General features: G+C 74.0%; 16 protein-coding genes. 13 read left to right on the top strand and 3 right to left on the bottom strand.

Annotation, left to right across the window (positions count from 1 at the left end; genetic code table 11):
• Positions 1–6 precede the first annotated feature (6 nt).
• The 4 genes from AC1DWH_RS05555 to AC1DWH_RS05540 all read left to right on the top strand — a co-directional run bounded on the left by AC1DWH_RS05555 (position 7) and on the right by AC1DWH_RS05540 (position 5,423).
• Positions 7–954: a PIG-L family deacetylase gene (locus AC1DWH_RS05555; protein ID WP_477092831.1), complete on the top strand. Its 948-nt coding sequence runs from the start codon at positions 7–9 to the stop codon at positions 952–954.
• A 5-nt stretch (positions 955–959) separates the two neighbouring features.
• Complete coding sequence (locus AC1DWH_RS05550; RefSeq protein ID WP_477092830.1) at positions 960–1,373, top strand: DUF6113 family protein; 414 nt, start codon at positions 960–962, stop codon at positions 1,371–1,373.
• Entirely contained in the window at positions 1,370–1,855 is a 486-nt protein-coding gene (locus tag AC1DWH_RS05545) for a flavin reductase family protein (RefSeq protein WP_477092829.1), read from the top strand. The genes AC1DWH_RS05550 and AC1DWH_RS05545 overlap by 4 nt, the downstream gene beginning before the upstream one ends.
• Positions 1,856–2,138: 283 nt before the next feature.
• Entirely contained in the window at positions 2,139–5,423 is a 3,285-nt protein-coding gene (locus tag AC1DWH_RS05540; RefSeq protein ID WP_477092828.1) for a VanW family protein, read from the top strand.
• Here AC1DWH_RS05540 and AC1DWH_RS05535 read toward each other — a convergent pair.
• Positions 5,420–5,668 (bottom strand): hypothetical protein, encoded by a 249-nt coding sequence (locus AC1DWH_RS05535; RefSeq protein ID WP_477092827.1) that lies wholly within the window; start codon positions 5,666–5,668, stop codon positions 5,420–5,422. The genes AC1DWH_RS05540 and AC1DWH_RS05535 overlap by 4 nt on opposite strands.
• 84 nt (positions 5,669–5,752) lie before the next feature.
• Between AC1DWH_RS05535 and fdxA the strand changes: the two genes are divergently transcribed.
• From fdxA to AC1DWH_RS05520, 3 genes are all read left to right on the top strand, one after another.
• Positions 5,753–6,079 (top strand): ferredoxin, encoded by a 327-nt coding sequence (gene fdxA / locus AC1DWH_RS05530; protein ID WP_426594590.1) that lies wholly within the window; start codon positions 5,753–5,755, stop codon positions 6,077–6,079.
• A 10-nt stretch (positions 6,080–6,089) separates the two neighbouring features.
• Entirely contained in the window at positions 6,090–7,220 is a 1,131-nt protein-coding gene (gene dapC, locus AC1DWH_RS05525; RefSeq protein ID WP_477092826.1) for a succinyldiaminopimelate transaminase, read from the top strand.
• Positions 7,221–7,419: 199 nt separating this feature from the next.
• Positions 7,420–8,718: a citrate synthase gene (locus AC1DWH_RS05520; RefSeq protein ID WP_456846581.1), complete on the top strand. Its 1,299-nt coding sequence runs from the start codon at positions 7,420–7,422 to the stop codon at positions 8,716–8,718.
• Between the two features lie 46 nt (positions 8,719–8,764).
• Here the strand turns inward: AC1DWH_RS05520 and AC1DWH_RS05515 are convergent, their stop codons facing one another.
• Together AC1DWH_RS05515 and dapD are read right to left on the bottom strand one after the other, a co-directional pair.
• A complete protein-coding gene (locus AC1DWH_RS05515; protein ID WP_477092825.1) occupies positions 8,765–9,670 on the bottom strand; it encodes a hypothetical protein in 906 nt (301 codons plus the stop codon).
• On the bottom strand, positions 9,667–10,614 hold the full coding sequence (dapD, locus tag AC1DWH_RS05510) for a 2,3,4,5-tetrahydropyridine-2,6-dicarboxylate N-succinyltransferase (protein WP_477092824.1): 948 nt from the start codon (positions 10,612–10,614) through the stop codon (positions 9,667–9,669). Before dapD ends, AC1DWH_RS05515 begins: the two co-directional genes overlap by 4 nt.
• A gap of 44 nt (positions 10,615–10,658) precedes the next feature.
• Here dapD and dapE point away from each other — a divergent pair, with 44 nt between their 5' ends.
• The 6 genes from dapE (at position 10,659) to AC1DWH_RS05480 (ending at position 16,694) form a co-directional block, all read left to right on the top strand.
• Complete coding sequence (gene dapE / locus AC1DWH_RS05505) at positions 10,659–11,732, top strand: succinyl-diaminopimelate desuccinylase (protein ID WP_477092823.1); 1,074 nt, start codon at positions 10,659–10,661, stop codon at positions 11,730–11,732.
• Positions 11,733–11,799: 67 nt separating this feature from the next.
• A complete protein-coding gene (locus AC1DWH_RS05500; RefSeq protein WP_477092822.1) occupies positions 11,800–12,615 on the top strand; it encodes an LOG family protein in 816 nt (271 codons plus the stop codon).
• Positions 12,612–13,496, top strand: a complete 885-nt coding sequence (gene folP / locus AC1DWH_RS05495; protein WP_477092821.1) for a dihydropteroate synthase — start codon at positions 12,612–12,614, stop codon at positions 13,494–13,496. The genes AC1DWH_RS05500 and folP overlap by 4 nt, the downstream gene beginning before the upstream one ends.
• Entirely contained in the window at positions 13,493–14,752 is a 1,260-nt protein-coding gene (locus tag AC1DWH_RS05490) for a hypothetical protein (protein WP_477092820.1), read from the top strand. Before folP ends, AC1DWH_RS05490 begins: the two co-directional genes overlap by 4 nt.
• Positions 14,753–14,934: 182 nt before the next feature.
• Complete coding sequence (locus AC1DWH_RS05485) at positions 14,935–15,102, top strand: DUF3117 domain-containing protein (RefSeq protein WP_013772033.1); 168 nt, start codon at positions 14,935–14,937, stop codon at positions 15,100–15,102.
• Between the two features lie 2 nt (positions 15,103–15,104).
• A complete protein-coding gene (locus AC1DWH_RS05480) occupies positions 15,105–16,694 on the top strand; it encodes a leucyl aminopeptidase family protein (protein ID WP_477092819.1) in 1,590 nt (529 codons plus the stop codon).
• The last annotated feature ends 42 nt before the right edge of the window (positions 16,695–16,736 follow it).

Genomic DNA, 16,736 nt, shown 5'->3' with positions numbered 1-16,736 from the left:
CTCTGCATGACGGGCCTGCTCGCGGTGCACGCGCACCCCGACGACGAGTCCCTCGCGACCGGCGCGCTGCTCGCCACCTGGGCAGCCGCCGGTCGTCACGTCACCGTGGTGACCTGCACGCGCGGTGAGCGCGGCGAGGTCATCGGCGACCGCCTGGCCCACCTCGAGGGCGACGGGCCGGCGCTCGCCGAGCACCGCGACCACGAGCTGGGCAGGGCGCTGGCCGCCCTGGGCGTGCGGGACCGCGGCTACCTCGACACGATCCCCGGGTCCGTCGACCAGCGCTTCGAGGACTCCGGCATGGAGTGGCTCGGCACGGGCCGCGCCGGGCTTCCCGACGAGGTCCCGGCGGGGGCGTTCGTCGGCGTCGGGCTCGAGGAGGCCGCCGAGCGGCTGGCCCGCGTCATCCGCGCGCGCCGCCCCGGCGTCGTCGTCACGTACGAGCCGGGCGGTGGCTACGGCCACCCCGACCACGTGCGCACGCACGAGGTGACGCAGTGGGCGGTCGACTTCGCCGGCTCCCGTGCCGACGACGCGTCGCCGGCGTTCGCCGTGCCGGTCGTGCTCTGGGCCGTGCGGGGTCGCCTCGCCCTCCAGCGTGGCCTGCGCGCGCTGCGGGACGACGCCGTGCTCGCCGCGCTCGGCTCGCTGTACGAGGAGTTCACGCTCCCGGACCCGAACGACGAGCTGCCGTCCGTCGCGGTCCCCGACGACGAGGTGGACCTCGAGGTCCCCGTGCTCCCGGTGCGGACCCAGGTGCTCGACGCCCTGCGCGCCCACGTCACCCAGGTCCAGGCGGTCCGCGTGATCGACGGCGACGACGCGCTGGTGGCCTGCTACGCGCTGAGCAACCGCGTCCTCGCGCCGATGCTGCCCACCGAGGGCTACCGGCGTGCGCCCGGCGGGTCCGGCGAGCCCGTCGTCTGGCCCGACGGCATCGGCCCGGTAGCCTGACGCGCGTGCAACGCCTCACCGCTGGTGCGATCGGCACGGCCGTCGCGACCCTCGTCCTCGGGGTGCTCGTCGGCGCCCTGGGCACCGTGATGCACCGCAGCATCCAGCCCTGGGGCGTCGTGATCTGCCTCGCGCTCGCCTTCGCCGCCGCGATCACCTCGCGCGCGTGGGGCGGCCTGGTCGCGCTGCTCGGCTACGCGATCGGGCTGTTCGTGTCCGTGCAGCTGCTCGCCCAGGAGGGCCCCGGCGGCGACACCCTGGTGCCCGACGGGCAGGCAATCGGCTGGGTCTGGGTGCTGGGGTCGATCGCCGTGACCATCCTGGTCGGCGTCCTGCCTCGCGGGTTGTTCGACGACCGGCCGCGCCCGCCCAAGGCGGTCGCCGTCGTCGAGGCCGACGGGTCGGACGCGACGCCGTGACCTCCCCGGAGGCGTTCCGCTCGGCCGTCGGACGGCTCCCCGCGGGCGTCGCCGTCATCACGCTGCGCTGGCGCGGCACCCTGCACGCCATGACGGCCAGCGCGATCACGTCGGTGTCCCTCGAGCCGCCCATGCTGCTGTTCTGCGTGCACACCGACGCCCGCTTCCGGGACGCGCTGGACGACGTCGACACCTGGTCCGTGAGCGTCCTCGCCGACGACCAGGGCCATACCGCCGACTGGTTGGCCTCGCCCGGGCGCCCCGCGATCGACCAGCTGGCCCGCGTCCCGCACCACCCCGCGCAGGAGGCCGACGCCGTCTGGGTCGACGGCGCCGCGGCCTGGTTCGACTGCCGGACGGCCTCCGTGCACCGCGCCGGCGACCACGACGTCGTCATCGGGACCGTCCTCGCCGAGGCGCAGGGTGCCGCTGACGCCGGCGGGCTGGTGCACCTGCGCGGCCGCCTCCGCCCGGTCCGCTGACTCTGCCGAGCCCGCGTCCGTTCCTCCCCGTTCCCACCGCTGCGTCCGCACGATCGAGCGTCCTGACGACCGAGTCTGCGGACGTCCTGATCGGTCCCGTCTCTTGCGTCCGCACGATCGACCGTCATGACGACCGAATCTGCGGACGTCGCGGACCGGAGCGCGGCGAGAACGCGCGGGTGAGAACGACCCTCTCGGGCCGCGCCGTCGGCGAGATCGGTTATCCCAGGCACGTAGACTCGCGCGGGCGCGTTGTGCGCGCGTGGAGCAGCAGGGGAGCAGGATGAGCAACGGCACCGAGCGCGACGAGCCCGGACAGCGCAGCGAGAAGGAGCGGCAGAGTCCGCCGGCCTCGCCCAGCAGCGGTCCCTCGTCGGACCCGGTCTGGCCCGTGTGGGGTGGCGCAGGCGCGCCGCAGACGCCCGCGGAGCTCGAGGTCACGGACGACGAGGTTGCCGACGACCCCGCCGCCGACGCCCCTGCCGCCACCGACGCCGAGGCCACGCCCGAGGTCGACGACTCCGCGCCGGCCTCCGACGAGCCCGAGGTCGGTGCTGCTGAGCCTGACGCGGACGCTGCGGAGCCCGAGGCCTCGCCCGAGGCCGAGGCTGACAGCGCGGAGCCGGACGAGCCCGTCGAGCCTGGCGAGCCGGAGGCCGACTCGGTCGACGCTCCGCGCGACGACGCCGGCGCGACCGAGGATGGCGACCCTGCGCCGGCCGACGACGAGGCGGAGGCTGACGCCGACGCTTCGGACCTCGAGCCCGAGGCCGACAACGCGGAGCTGGACGAGGCTGCCGAGCCCGAGGCTGGTGAGCCGGAGGCCGATGCGGTCGACGCTCCGCGCGCTGACGCCAACGCGCCCGAGCCCACCGAGGAGCCCGAGCTCGCGGACGAGGCGGTCGCGGCCGCGGCAGCGCCCGCCGCGACCGATGTCAGCGATGCGACGGAGCGGGCCGCCGAGCTCGCCGACGACGCAGTTCCGCCCGAGCCGGCCGCCGTGGACGATGCTGCGGGGGTCGACGAGACCCCCGAGCCGGACGCGGTGGACGAGGCCGCGGAGGTCGACGAGACCCCCGACGCGGCGGACGAGGCTGCGGAGGTCGCCGAGACCGCCGAGCCCGACGCGGTGGACGAGGCCGCGGAAGTCGACGAGACCGCTGAGCCCGACGCGATCGACGAGGCCGCCGACGTCGACGACACACCCGAGTCCGCGGAGTCCGAGTCCGCTGTCCCCGTCGTTGCCGAACCTGATGCTGCCGACGCCACCGAGGCTGACGCCCCCGCTGTCGACGCCGACAGTGACGCCGCCAAGGCCGCCGATGCTGCGCCGGATGCCCCGAGCGCTGAGAAGGACGAGCCCGTCGAGGCCGCTGCGGCGGTAGGCGTCGCGGCCGCGGCAGCGACCTCGGCAGAGTCGACCCCGGAGGCGCCGGACGACGCCGCGGAGTCGGGCGAGCCGTCGACACCCGAGCCGACCGAGCCGACCGCCGGACGCGGCGACGCCACCGAGGTCATCGCACCGGTGGCCGCGGCCACGGCCGCGACGGCAGCAGTGGCGGCGGCGACCCCGAAGCCGACCACCCCGCCGCCCGCCGCCCCGCCGGCGCCGATCGGCACGCTCACCGCCCCGGTGACGCGCACCCTGCCCCCCACGGCCGCCGCCGCAGGCGCGCCCACGACGCCGCCTCCCGCGACCCCAGCCGCACCGACCCGGATCCAGTCCGGCCCGGTCCCCCCGAGCGCGGCCGCAGCCGGAGCCGCCGCAGCCGGAGCAGCCGCAGCCGCACCGCCGCCGCACGGTCCGATCCCGTCGGGCCCGGTGCCGCAGTCGGCGCGCAAGGAGTCGCCGCTCGACGTGTTCGAGGCGGAGGACGGCAAGCGTCGCTGGCCTCGTCGGCTGCTCATCGCCCTGGGTGTCGTGGTCGTGCTCGCCGCGGCCTACGTCGGGGCGTCCTACGGGCTGGCTGACCGGGTGCCGCGCGGCGCGACGGTGGCCGGCGTGGACGTCGGCGGACTGACGTCGGAGGAGGCCGTCGCCCGGCTCGACCAGGAGCTGGCAGACGCGACGACGCAGCCGATCGAGGTCGTCGCCAACGACGTCCAGGCGACGATCGACCCGGTCGCCGCGGGCCTGTCGTTCGACTCGCAGGCGACGGTCGACGAGCTGACGGGCGTGAACCTGGCGGAGCCGAGGCGGCTGTGGCAGCACATCGTCGGCGTCGGCGAGCAGGAGCCCGTGACGTCGGTCGACGACAAGGCGCTGGCGGCCGCACTGAGCGACCTGGGCACGTCGCTGGCGCTGGCGCCGGTGGACGGCACGATCGTGTTCGTCGACGCCACGGCGCAGTCGACGGCGGCGGTCGACGGCTGGGACCTGGACCAGGACGGTGCGGCGGACGTGCTGAGCGCGGACTGGCTGGTGGCGGCCCGGCCGATCGAGCTGCCGACCGTGACGGTCGAGCCGGACATCACGCAGGCCGAGACTGACGCCGCGCTGACCGAGGCGCAGAAGGTCACCTCCGCGCCGGTGTCGGTGATGGTCTCCGAGCAGATCGCGATGCTGGACGTGCCGACGCTGGCGGCCAACGCCGCGTACGTGCCGACCGACGGCAACCTGGTGCTGCAGATGAACGGCCAGGGCCTGTCGGACGCCGTGCTCGCCCAGCTGCCGGACCTGCTGACGGCGTCGGCGGACGCGCACTTCGAGTTCGTCAACGACGCCCCGGTGATCGTCCCGGGCACACCCGGCACGTCGCTCGACCCGGCGGCGCTGGCCACCTCGGTCGCCACCGCGGCCACCTCGAGCGACCGGACGGCCCACGTCGAGCTGGTCGAGGCCGACCCGGCGCAGTCGACGGCGGAGCTCGAGGCCCTGGGCGTCAAGGAGATCGTCTCGGAGTTCTCCACCCCGCTGACCAGCGAGCCGCGCCGCACGGTGAACATCACCAACGGCGCCAGCAAGATCAGCGGCACGCTCATCCGCCCCGACGAGACGTTCAGCCTGACGGACGCGCTCGGCCCGATCGACGCGGCGCACGGCTTCGTCGAGGCCGGCGCCATCGTCAGCGGCGAGCACACGGACGCGTGGGGCGGTGGCCTGAGCCAGATCTCGACCACGACGTACAACGCCGCGTTCCTGGCCGGCTTCGAGGACATCGAGCACCGCCCGCACAGCGAGTGGTTCGCCCGGTACCCCGAGGGTCGCGAGGCGACGATCTTCACCGGCACGCTCGACATGCGGTGGAAGAACAACACGCCGTACGGCGCGCTGGTGCAGGCGTGGGTCTCCGAGGGTCGCGTGTACGTGCGCGTCTGGGGGACCAAGTACTGGACTGTCGAGTCGATCACCAGCCCGCGCTCGGGCGTCGTCGCACCGACGACCGTCTACTCGCAGTCGCCCACGTGCGAGGCGTCGTCGGCGGGCAACCCGGGCTTCTCGGTGACGGTCACGCGCAAGACGTACCTGAACGGCGAGCTGAAGAAGACCGAGTCGAACTCGTGGCGCTACAAGCCGCAGAACAAGATCATCTGCGGCGCGGCACCGACCCCCGCGCCGACGCCCTAGTCCCGCCGCGGCCGGACCGGCGGGGGCGGCACCAGCTTGGTGAGCACGATGTCGGCCGCGGGGACCCGGACGTCGCCGTGGCGGGTGCGCACCAGCACGCCGTCGTCGTCGACCTCGAGCAGGTCGCCGAGCACGTCGGTGTGCCGCGGCGTACCCGGCCCGGGCGGCTCGGGCAGGTCGTCGCGGAGGCGTCGGACGACCACACGCACCCCCGGTGACCAGGTACGCCACTCGTCCGCGCTCATCGCTGTCCCGGTCGTGGACAGCGCGTCGCGGGCCTGAGCATGTGAGCGATACTAGGAGCACCCCTGGCCTGTGGAGGACCGACCGTGACGTATGTGATCGCCGAGCCTTGTGTGGACGTCAAGGACAAGGCGTGCATCGAGGAATGTCCCGTGGACTGCATCTACGAGGGCAAGCGGTCGCTGTACATCCACCCGGACGAGTGCGTGGACTGCGGCGCCTGCGAGCCGGTCTGCCCGGTCGAGGCCATCTACTACGAGGACGACGTCCCGGAGCAGTGGACCGAGTACTACAAGGCGAACGTCGAGTTCTTCGACGACCTCGGCTCGCCTGGTGGTGCCGCGAAGATGGGTGAGATCGACAAGGACCACCCGATCATCGCGACGCTGCCGCTGCGCGTGCACGGCGAGTGACGCACGCCCGATGGGCCTGCTGACCGGCGCCCTGCCGGACTTTCCCTGGGACACGCTGACCCCGTTCGCCGACCGCGCTCGCGCGTACCCGGGCGGCATCGTCGACCTCTCCGTCGGCACGCCCGTGGACCCCACGCCCGACGTCGTGCGCCAGGCGCTGGCCGACGCCGCGGACTCGCCCGGCTACCCGACGACGCACGGCACGCCCGCGCTGCGCCGGGCGGTGGTCGACTGGTTCGCCCGCCGGCGCGGCGTCCGCGGCCTCGACCCGGCGGCCGTGCTGCCGACGGTCGGGTCCAAGGAGCTGGTCGCGTTCCTGCCGTCGCTGCTCGGCCTCGGCGCCGGTGACGTGGTCCTGCACCCGTCAGCCGCCTACCCGACGTACGACGTCGGCGCGCGCCTGGCGGGTGCGACGCCCGAGCCGACCGACGACCCGGCGCGACGCCTCGAAGGCACCTCCGACATCCGGCTCGTGTGGCTGAACTCCCCGGGCAACCCCGACGGGTCGGTGCTGAGCGTCGACCAGCTCCGCGCGGTCGTCGACGCGGCGCGGTCGTCGGCCCAGCCCGTGGTGGTCGCGTCCGACGAGTGCTACGCCGAGCTGGCCTGGGACGAGCCGTGGGCGTCGACCGGCGTGCCCAGCATCCTGGACCCGCGCGTCACCGGCGGTGACCTCACCGGCCTGCTCGCCGTCTACTCGCTGTCCAAGCAGTCGAACCTCGCCGGCTACCGGTCGGCGTTCGTCGCGGGCGACCCGGCGCTGGTGGCGCAGCTGCTGGAGGTCCGCAAGCACGCCGGCATGATCGTGCCCGGCCCCGTGCAGGCGGCCACGACGGCAGCGCTCGCCGACGACGAGCACGTCGCGACGCAGCGGGCCGTCTACGCGCGCCGTCGTCGGGTCCTGCGCGCGGCGTTCGAGAGCGCGGGCTACGCCGTCGACCGCTCCCACGCCGGTCTGTACCTCTGGGTCCGCCCCGAGGCCGGCGGCCAGGACAGCTGGGCCACGGTCGCGGACCTGGCGGGGCTCGGGATCCTCGTCGCGCCCGGCGCGTTCTACGGGGACGCCGAGCACGTGCGCGTGGCGCTGACGGCGCCCGACGAGCGGATCGCCGAGGCCGCTGCCAGGCTGTCAGGGGCATGATCGCCCACCTGTGATGGTGGTCACACCAGTCCCAACGTCTTGTCGAGGATTGGTCACGGAACGTTCCGCGCAGGTACCGTCGATCCACGCCAACGGGGGCACGCACGCGCAGGTCCCGGCGGGCCAGCACGCACAGACGCCGACGCACCGGTCGCGCGGGACATCCCCGTCAGGCCGGGAGTCGCAGGAGAGGAACACCATGTCGGACGTCGTCACCGCGCGGGTCCAGCTGATCGTCGACGGACAGTCGAAGGATCTGCCCATCGTGACCGCGTCCGAGGGCAACGACGGCCTCGTCGTGTCCTCGCTGCTGCGCGACACCGGCATGGTCACGGTCGACCCCGGCTTCATGAACACCGCGTCCTGCGAGTCGCAGATCACCTACATCGACGGCGACGAGGGCATCCTGCGCTACCGCGGGTACCCCATCGAGCAGCTGGCCGAGCACTCCACGTTCCTCGAGGTCGCGTACCTGCTGATCCACGGCGCGCTGCCGACGGCGGCGGAGCTCGAGGCGTTCGAGGAGCGGGTCAACCGCCACACGCTGGTGCACGAGGACTTCCGCACGTTCATGGGGACGTTCCCGCGCAACGCGCACCCGATGGCCGTGATGTCGTCGGCCATCAACGCGCTCTCCACGTTCTACCCGGAGTCGCTGGACCCGTTCGACCCCGAGACGGTCGAGCTGGCCACCGTGCTGATCCTGGCCAAGACGCGGACCATCACGTCGTACGTCCACCGGGCGTCCAAGGGCGAGCCGCTGCTGTACCCGGACTACTCGCGCGGGTACGTCGAGGACTTCCTGCGCATGACGTTCGCGGTCCCGTACCAGCAGTACGACCCGGACCCGAAGGTCGTCGCGGCCCTCGACCAGCTGCTGATCCTGCACGCCGACCACGAGCAGAACTGCTCGACGTCGACCGTCCGCATCGTCGGCTCCAGCCACGCCAACCTCTACGCGTCCGTGGCCGCCGGCATCAACGCGCTGTCCGGCCCGCTGCACGGTGGCGCCAACGAGGCCGTGCTGAAGATGCTCACGGAGATCCAGGCCAACGGCGGCGACGCGACCGACTTCATGAAGCGCGTGAAGAACAAGGAGCCCGGCGTCCGCCTCATGGGCTTCGGGCACCGCGTCTACAAAAACTACGACCCCCGCGCGGCCATCGTGAAGAAGAGCGCCGACGCCGTCCTCGAGGCCCTCGGCCACAACGACGAGCTGCTCGACCTCGCGATGGGCCTGGAGGAGATCGCCCTCTCCGACGACTACTTCATCTCGCGCAAGCTGTACCCGAACGTCGACTTCTACACCGGCCTCATCTACAAGGCGATGGGCTTCTCCGACGAGATGTTCACGCCCCTGTTCGCGCTGGGCCGCATGCCCGGCTGGATCGCGCAGTGGCGCGAGATGATGACCGACCCGCAGACGAAGATCGGCCGCCCGCGGCAGATCTACACGGGGGCGACAGAGCGCGACTACGTGGACGTCGACGCCCGCTGATCGCCTCCGACGCCCGCTGACCGCCTCCGCGGTCGACGCCCGCTGACTACGAGGAGCTGGACGCAGGCTGGTCGGCGAGCGTGACCCGCACGGTCCCCGCGGGGATCGGCGGGCCGGTTGCGGGCCGCCACGTGCCCGACTCGCGGTCCCAGACCTGGTCGGCCACGGCCACGGACGTCAGCTGCAACGGCTGCGCGACGGCGACGGCCCACTGCGCGACCGCCCAGTCGAGCCGGGTCCGGTCGGCGTCGCCGCCGAGCGCGGTGGTGTCGATGACCAGGGAGCCGTCCGCGTCCGGGGTGACACGCAGCGGACCGAGGTCGCGCTGCACGCGGGCCGCGACGGCGTCGGCGGACGCGGCGGCGGGGTCGGCGTCGTGGAGCCGGCAGGTCAGGGTCGCGGGGGACCAGCCGGTGAGCGCCGACGCCCAGGCCCGGGCCCGGGTCTCGTGCTGCGCGTACGCCTCGGGGAAGCCGGAGCGCTGCACGGCCTGCGCGGCCTCGGTGATCGGCAGGTTCTCGTACCCGTCGATCGTGACCAGCCCGTCGTAGAACCGCCCGGTCGCGTACACGGGGTCCTGCACCTGCTCCTCGGTGCCCCAGCCCTGCGACGGCCGCTGCTGGAACAGCCCGAGCGAGTCGCGGTCGCCGTGCGCCACGTTGGTGAGCTTGGACTCCTGCAGGGCGGTGGCCAGCGCGATCGTCACGGCCCGCGCGGGAAGACCCCTCTGGACGCCGATCGCGGCGATGACGGCGGCGTTCTGCGCCTGGTCAGGGGTCAGCGACCACTGCGTGCCGTCGAGCTGCGCGAAGCACCGCTCGGCCGCGGGTGGTGCGGGGTGCGAGCGGTTGAGCGCGACGACGACGCCGGCGATCCCCGCGACCAGCACGGCGAGGACGAGGACGACTGCGCAGCCGGCCCGCCGCGCGCGCCTGCGACGTCGAGCGTTCACTCGTTGGCGTGCAGCGTGGCGTTGAGCTGCACGCCCGAGCCGGCGCGCGCGACTGCCTCGACGCCGCCGGTCAGGGAGTTGCGGCGGAACAGCACGCCGTCGCGGCCGGCCAGCTCGCGGGCCTTGACCACGCGCGGCGAGTCCTCGAAGCCGACCAGGGCGACCTTGGTACCGGCCGTGACGTAGAGCCCGGCCTCGACCACGCAGTCGTCGCCGAGCGGGATGCCGACCCCGGCGTTGGCGCCCAGCAGCGTGCGCCGGCCGATGGACACGACCTCGCGCCCGCCGCCGGACAGGGTGCCCATGATCGAGGCACCGCCGCCGATGTCCGACCCGTCGCCGACGACGACGCCGGCCGAGACGCGGCCCTCGACCATCGACGTGCCGAGCGTGCCGGCGTTGAAGTTGACGAAGCCCTCGTGCATCACCGTGGTGCCGGCCGCGAGGTGCGCGCCGAGCCGGACGCGGTCGGCGTCGGCGATGCGGACCCCCGAGGGCAGCACGTAGTCGACCATCCGCGGGAACTTGTCGACGCTGAGCACGGTCACCGGGACGCCGGTGGTGGCGCGCAGGCGCCCGCGGGTCTCCTCGAAGCCCTCGACGGCGCACGGTCCGCGGTCGGTCCACACGACGTTGGGCAGCACGCCGAACAGGCCCTCGAGGTTCTGGCCGTGGGGCTGAATCAGGCGGTGCGAGAGCAGGTGGAGCCGCAGGTAGGCGTCGGCGGTGTCCGTCAGCGGGGCGTCCAGGTCGGTGACCGTGAGGACCACCTGGATGCGGACGCCGCGGGCCTCGTCGACCCGCTCGGCGGCGGTCAGCTCCGCCGGGGCCGTGGCGTCGTCGGCGGGCGATCCGAGGGCCGGTGACGGGTACCAGACGTCGAGCGTGGTGCCGTCGTCGGTCACCGTGGCCAGGCCGAAACCCCAGGCCGTCCGTGAAGTCATGGCGACAACCCTAGGTCAACCGGCGGGCGGGCTAGGGTCTGCGCGTGGACAGTCTCGACCTCCGATCCGATCCGGTCTCCCTCACGCGCGCGCTGTGCGACCTGCCGTCGGAGAGCGGCGACGAGCGGGCGATCGCCGACGCCGTCGAGGCCGCGCTGCGCGAGTACCCGCACCTGGAGGTGCTCCGGGACGGCGACGCGGTGGTCGCGCGGACGAACCTGGGCCGGGCGCGGCGCATCGTGATCGCGGGCCACCTGGACACGGTGCCGATCGTCGACAACCTGCCGACGCGGCTGGTCGGGGACGTGCTGTGGGGCCGCGGCACCGTCGACATGAAGGCCGGCGTCGCCGTGCAGCTCGCGCTCGCGGCCGAGCTGACGGACCCGACGTACGACGTCACGTGGGTGTTCTACGACCACGAGGAGGTCGCCGCCGACCTCAACGGGCTCGGCCGGCTGGTCCGCCACCACCCCGACTGGGTGGTGGGCGACTTCGCGGTGCTGTGCGAGCCGACCAACGGCGGCCTCGAGGGCGGCTGCAACGGCACCCTGCGGGTCGAGGTGCGGCTCGAGGGTGTGGCGGCGCACTCGGCCCGGGCGTGGATGGGCCGCAACGCGGTGCACGCGGCCGGCGAGGTCCTGCGCCGGCTCGAGGCGTACGAGCCCGCGTCGGTGGAGGTCGACGGGCTGGTCTATCGCGAGAGCCTCAACGCCGTGCTCATCTCGGGAGGCACCGCGACCAACGTCATCCCGGACGGCTGTGTCGTCACGGTGAACTACCGGTTCGCACCGTCGGCCACCGTCGAGCAGGCGACCCAGCACGTGCGCGAGCTCTTCGACGGGTACGACGTCGTGCTCGTCGACGCCGCCCCCGGCGCCCGCCCCGGGCTCGACGACCCGACGGCGCAGGACTTCGCGCGCGCCGTCCTGGCCGTCACCGGCGGCGAGCCGGCGGCGAAGTACGGCTGGACGGACGTCGCCCGGTTCTCCGAGCTCGGGGTGCCGGCGGTCAACTTCGGGCCCGGCGACCCGCTGCTGGCGCACAAGCAGGACGAGCGCTGCCCCGTCGACCAGATCACCGCCGCGCACGCGGCCCTGCGAGCGTGGCTGACCGCCTGAGATGAACGGTGTGCGTCCACCCGGCGACATGGGCGCCGCGCGCGCCCGGTCGACCTAGAGTCGGGCCATGAGCGACGACGGTCTGTCCGCCCCCGGCCACGGCTACCGCAAGGGGCCTGTCCTGCTGCGCGGGGATCAGATCCCCACCACCACCTCGGACCAGCGGCTGCTCAGCGGCACGGACGGTGCGGACTGGCTGCACGGCGACCCGTGGCGCGTCCTGCGCATCCAGAGCGAGTTCGTCGAAGGCTTCGGGGCGCTCGCGGAGGTCGGTCCCGCGGTCAGCGTGTTCGGGTCCGCGCGCGTGCCGGCGGACCACGCCGAGTACGGGGTCGGTGTCGAGGTGGGCCGGCGCCTGGTCGAGGCCGGGTACGCGGTCATCACCGGCGGCGGCCCGGGGATCATGGAGGCCGCGAACAAGGGTGCCCGGGAGGCCGGCGGCCTGTCGGTCGGGCTGGGCATCGAGCTGCCGTTCGAGCAGGGCGTCAACGACTACGTCGACCTCGGCGTGAACTTCCGGTACTTCTTCACGCGCAAGACGATGTTCGTGAAGTACTCCGAGGGCTTCGTGGTGATGCCCGGCGGGTTCGGGACCTTCGACGAGCTGTTCGAGGCGCTCACCCTGGTGCAGACGCACAAGGTGATCGGCTTCCCGATCGTGCTGGTCGGCCGCGACTACTGGCAGGGCCTGATCGACTGGATCGGCACCGCCGTGCTCGAGCGCGGCATGATCTCGTCGGCCGACCTCGAGCTGCTCAAGGTCGTCGACACCGCCGAGGAGGCCGTCTCCGTGGTGCTCGAGCGCGGTGCCCAGCTGCGCGCGGAGGAGGAGGCGGCCGCCGTCGAGACCGCCCGCGCCCAGCAGGCCGCCGAGGCCCGGTGACGACGCCCCCGGCCGGGGCGGTCCTGCGGCTCGGCGGGCGCGAGCTCGGTCCGCACCGGCCGGTCGTCATGGCGGTGGTCAACCGGACCCCGGACTCGTTCTACGCCCCGGCGCGGTACGACGACGCGGCGGCCGACGACGCGGTCGCGCGGGCCGTCGACGAGGGCGCGGACATCGTCGACCTCGGCGGCGTGCGGGCAGGACGTGGCCCCCGGGTGGAGGTCGACGAGGAGATCACCCGCGTGATCCCGCTGGTCAGACGCGTGCGGGCGCGGTTCCCGGACCTGTTGATCAGCGTGGACACGTGGCGCGCCGAGGTCGCGCGAGCGGCTGCCGACGAGGGCGCGGACCTCATCAACGACACCTGGGCCGGCCACGACCCCGTGCTCATGGAGGTCGCCGCCGAGCGGCGGCTCGGGATCGTCTGCTCGCACACCGGCGGCGCCCGACCTCGCACGGACCCGTTCCGCGTGGAGTACCCCGGCGGCGTGCTGGAGGACGTCGTCCGGACCCTGTCCACCGCCGCGCAGCGGGCCGTCTCGCTCGGCATCGACCCGGCGAGCGTGCTGGTGGACCCGACGCACGACTTCGGCAAGAACACGTGGCACTCGCTGGAGCTGGTGCGCCGGACCGAGGCCCTCGTGGCCCTCGGGTACCCGGTGCTGATGGCGTTCTCGCGCAAGGACTTCGTCGGGGAGTCGCTCGACCTGCCCGCCGAGGAGCGCCTGGAGGGCACGCTGGCCGCCACGGCCGTCGCCGCATGGCTGGGTGCCCGGGTGTTCCGGGCGCACGACGTACGCGCGACCCGGCGCACCCTCGATATGGTCGCCACCATCCGCGGGGACCGTCCCCCCGCCCGGACGGTGAGGGGGCTCGCGTGAGCGAGGTGCAGGAGGTCGAGTCGTCGGCCGCCGCGCAGCCCGCGTCGGGCGCGTGGGCGTGGGCGGCGAGCCGGCCCTGGTGGGTCCAGGTGCTCGCGGTCTACGCGGCGGCCCGGCTGTTCACCACGGTCGTCTTCCTGTGGGTGGCGACGGTCCAGGGCCAGAACTCCTGGACCGGCCCGCACCCCGGGTACTTCCCGTACGTCGGGTTCATGTTCGACGGCTCCTGGTACCGCAACGTCGCCGAGAACGGGTACCCGGCCGAGCTGCCGCGCGGTGCCGACGGGCTGGTGCAGCAGAACGCGTGGGCGTTCTTCCCGCTGTTCCCCATGTTCGCGCGGGGGCTCATGCAGATCACAGGCGGTCCGTGGGAGGTCGTCGCGCCCCTGCTGGCGACCGTCCTCGGCGCCGGCGCGGTGCTGGTCATCCACCAGACGGTGGTCCGCGGTGCACCGCGCGCGGTTGCCGCCCGCCCGGGCCTGCCGCTGGCGACCGTCGTGCTGGTCAGCGTCTTCCCGACGGCGGCCGTGCTGCAGACCGCCTACACCGAGGCGCTCGCGCTGCTGCTCATCGCCGGCGCCCTGCTGCTTCTCCTGCGCCGCGACTACTGGTGGATGGCGGTGCTCGTCGTCGCCCTCGGGTTCACGCGCGCGGTCGCGCTGCCGATGGCGGCCGTCGTGGTGGTGCACGCCGCCGTCCGCTGGTGGAACGCGCGCCGCGGCACCGACACGTTCACCTGGGTCACCGGCGTCGGGCTCGCGGGCCTGGCCGCCCTGGCCGCGGCCTCCGGGTTCCTGTGGCCGGCGATCTGCGGCTGGGTCACGGGCGTGCCCGACGGGTACCTACAGACGCAGGAGGCCTGGCGCGGGGTCCGGGAGGTGGCGCCGTTCGGCGGCTGGACCTACGTGCCGGCCTTCTGGTTCGGCTCGCGGGCGTGGCTCGTCGTCGGCCTCGGGTTCGCGCTGGTGATCGCGGTCCTCGTCGTCCCCGCCGCCTGGCGCCTGGGCAACGAGCTGCACACCTGGGCCGCCGCCTACGTCGTCTACATCGCCGCCGTGGTCGAGCCCGGCAGCAGCCTCGCCCGGTTCCTGCTGCTGGCGTTCCCGCTCGCCGCGGTGACGGCCGGCGTCGTCACCCGCCCGCCGGCCGGGCGTCGCTGGTGGTTCGGTGTGATCGTCGTGCTCATGCTCGGGCTGCAGGTGCTGTGGGTCCGGCAGATGTGGCAGGCCAACCCGGTCGCCGACTGGCCACCGTGACCGGTCCCGTCGGACTGGACGTACGTCCGATCGGTGGGCCTGACCGGCATCCGGACAGGTGAGGGGCCTCGGGTGAACTAGGATGGACCGCGGACAACCGGTAGACGAGGCCGACGTGCGGTGCGTGAAAAGCGCTCCCACGAACCGCGCACCGGACGCACGAGCTGAAGGAGAGGCCCCGCATGGCCGCGATGAAGCCGAGGACCGGTGACGGCCCGCTCGAGGTCACGAAGGAGGGGCGCGGCATCGTGATGCGCGTCCCGCTCGAGGGCGGTGGACGGCTGGTGGTCGAGCTCAACGCGACCGAGGCCGCGGAGCTGGGTGAGGCCCTGACGTCCGTCGTCAGCTGACGATGGCACGCACCCGCACTCGTTCATCGATCGGGCGGACACCGCCCGCGGTGAGCGTCTCCGGCGGCAGCGTCGCGACCACGACGCTGCTGACCGACGGTTCGACGGACGCGGTCGCGGTCCCTGTCGCTCCCGCGCGCGCGGGTGACGACGCGCTGCGCCCGCTCGAAGGCACGGCCGAGGCCGCGGCACGTTACGGCGTCGACCTGGCCGAGATCGGCGAGCGCGCACGGCTGACCGGCGCGGCGGGGGAGATCTACGTCCTCCAGCTGCCCCGGCCGGTCGGCTCGTCGGTCACGCTGCCGTGGGCCGGGCTGCCCCCGCGGCTCGTCCTGGTCGGTGTCGGGAGCGGGCAGCCCGCGGACCTGCGCCGGGCCGGCGCCGCGCTCGCGCGCTCGTCGCGGGGTCTGCGACAGGTGGTCACCACGGTCGGCGCGGAGGCCTACCAGGACGCGTCCGCCGCCGCCACGGCCGCCCGGGCCGTCGCGGAGGGCTACCTGCTCGCCGCGTACGTCCCGCCCAGCGCCGCCGAGCCGTCCCGGCCGACGGACGCCGCCGGGCTCGTGCTGCTCGGCCGCGACGGCACCCGCGCGGCGGCCGCCGTCACCGAGGGCCGCACGGCTGCCACGGCGACGTGGCTGGTCCGGGACCTGGCCACCACGCCGTCCAGCACGAAGACGCCGGCGTGGCTCGCGGACCAGGCCAAGCGCCTGGCGACGAAGGCCGGCCTCGAGGTCACCGTCCGCGGCACCCGCGAGCTCGCGGCCGAGGGGTTCGGCGGCATCCTTGCCGTCGGCGCCGGATCGGCGTCGACCCCCCGCCTCGTCACCGTCTCGTACACACCCTCGACCGCGGGCGGCAAGCACGTCGTCGTCGTCGGCAAGGGCATCACGTTCGACACGGGCGGCATCTCGATCAAGCCGCGCGAGGGCATGGTGCCCATGAAGACGGACATGACCGGTGCCGCCGTCGCGCTGGCCACCGTGCTCGGCGCGGCCGCCGCGGGCGTCGCCCACCGCGTCACCGCGGTGCTGCCGCTCGCCGAGAACCACTTCGGGGGTGCCTCGTACCGGCCCGGCGACGTGCTGACGATGTGGGGCGGCACCACCGTCGAGATCGCCAACACCGACGCCGAGGGCCGACTGGTCCTGGCCGACGCGCTGGCCTGGGCGGACGCCACCCTCGACCCCGACGTGCTCATCGACGTCGCCACCCTGACCGGCGCCGCCACCCTGGGCCTGGGCAAGCAGCACGCGGCCCTCTACTCCGCCGACGACGACCTGGTCTCCGCGCTGCTCGCGGCCGCGGACGCCTCGGGCGAGCTGGCGTGGCAGATGCCGCTGGTCGAGGAGTACGAGGAGGCCGTGCGCTCCGACGTCGCGGACCTGCGGCACGTGCCCGTGGACAAGCACATCGGCGGCGGGTCGATCACCGCGGCGCTGTTCCTGCGGCACTTCGTCGGGTCACGCCGGTGGGCCCACCTCGACATCGCGGGCCCGGCCCGCGCGACCGCGGACAAGCACGAGGTCACCGAGGGTGCGACCGGCTTCGGCGCCCGGCTGCTGCTGCGCTACCTGGACGAGCTGCGCTGACGCACGTCCGCAGGTGACCCGCGGCACGTCCGCTCCTAGGGT

This window comes from Cellulomonas sp. P2_F12 (assembly GCF_056403775.1).
This window is presented reverse-complemented; position numbering and strand designations above follow the sequence as displayed.

Coding starts and splice junctions, on each gene's coding strand:
- AC1DWH_RS05520 (WP_456846581.1), top strand. CDS start 7,420: ATGTCGGACGTCGTCACCGCGCGGGTCCAGCTGATCGTCGACGGACAG.
- AC1DWH_RS05480 (WP_477092819.1), top strand. CDS start 15,105: ATGGCACGCACCCGCACTCGTTCATCGATCGGGCGGACACCGCCCGCG.
- dapC (WP_477092826.1), top strand. CDS start 6,090: ATGGGCCTGCTGACCGGCGCCCTGCCGGACTTTCCCTGGGACACGCTG.
- AC1DWH_RS05540 (WP_477092828.1), top strand. CDS start 2,139: ATGAGCAACGGCACCGAGCGCGACGAGCCCGGACAGCGCAGCGAGAAG.
- AC1DWH_RS05485 (WP_013772033.1), top strand. CDS start 14,935: ATGGCCGCGATGAAGCCGAGGACCGGTGACGGCCCGCTCGAGGTCACG.
- dapD (WP_477092824.1), bottom strand. CDS start 10,614: ATGACTTCACGGACGGCCTGGGGTTTCGGCCTGGCCACGGTGACCGAC.
- AC1DWH_RS05555 (WP_477092831.1), top strand. CDS start 7: ATGACGGGCCTGCTCGCGGTGCACGCGCACCCCGACGACGAGTCCCTC.
- AC1DWH_RS05500 (WP_477092822.1), top strand. CDS start 11,800: ATGAGCGACGACGGTCTGTCCGCCCCCGGCCACGGCTACCGCAAGGGG.
- AC1DWH_RS05535 (WP_477092827.1), bottom strand. CDS start 5,668: ATGAGCGCGGACGAGTGGCGTACCTGGTCACCGGGGGTGCGTGTGGTC.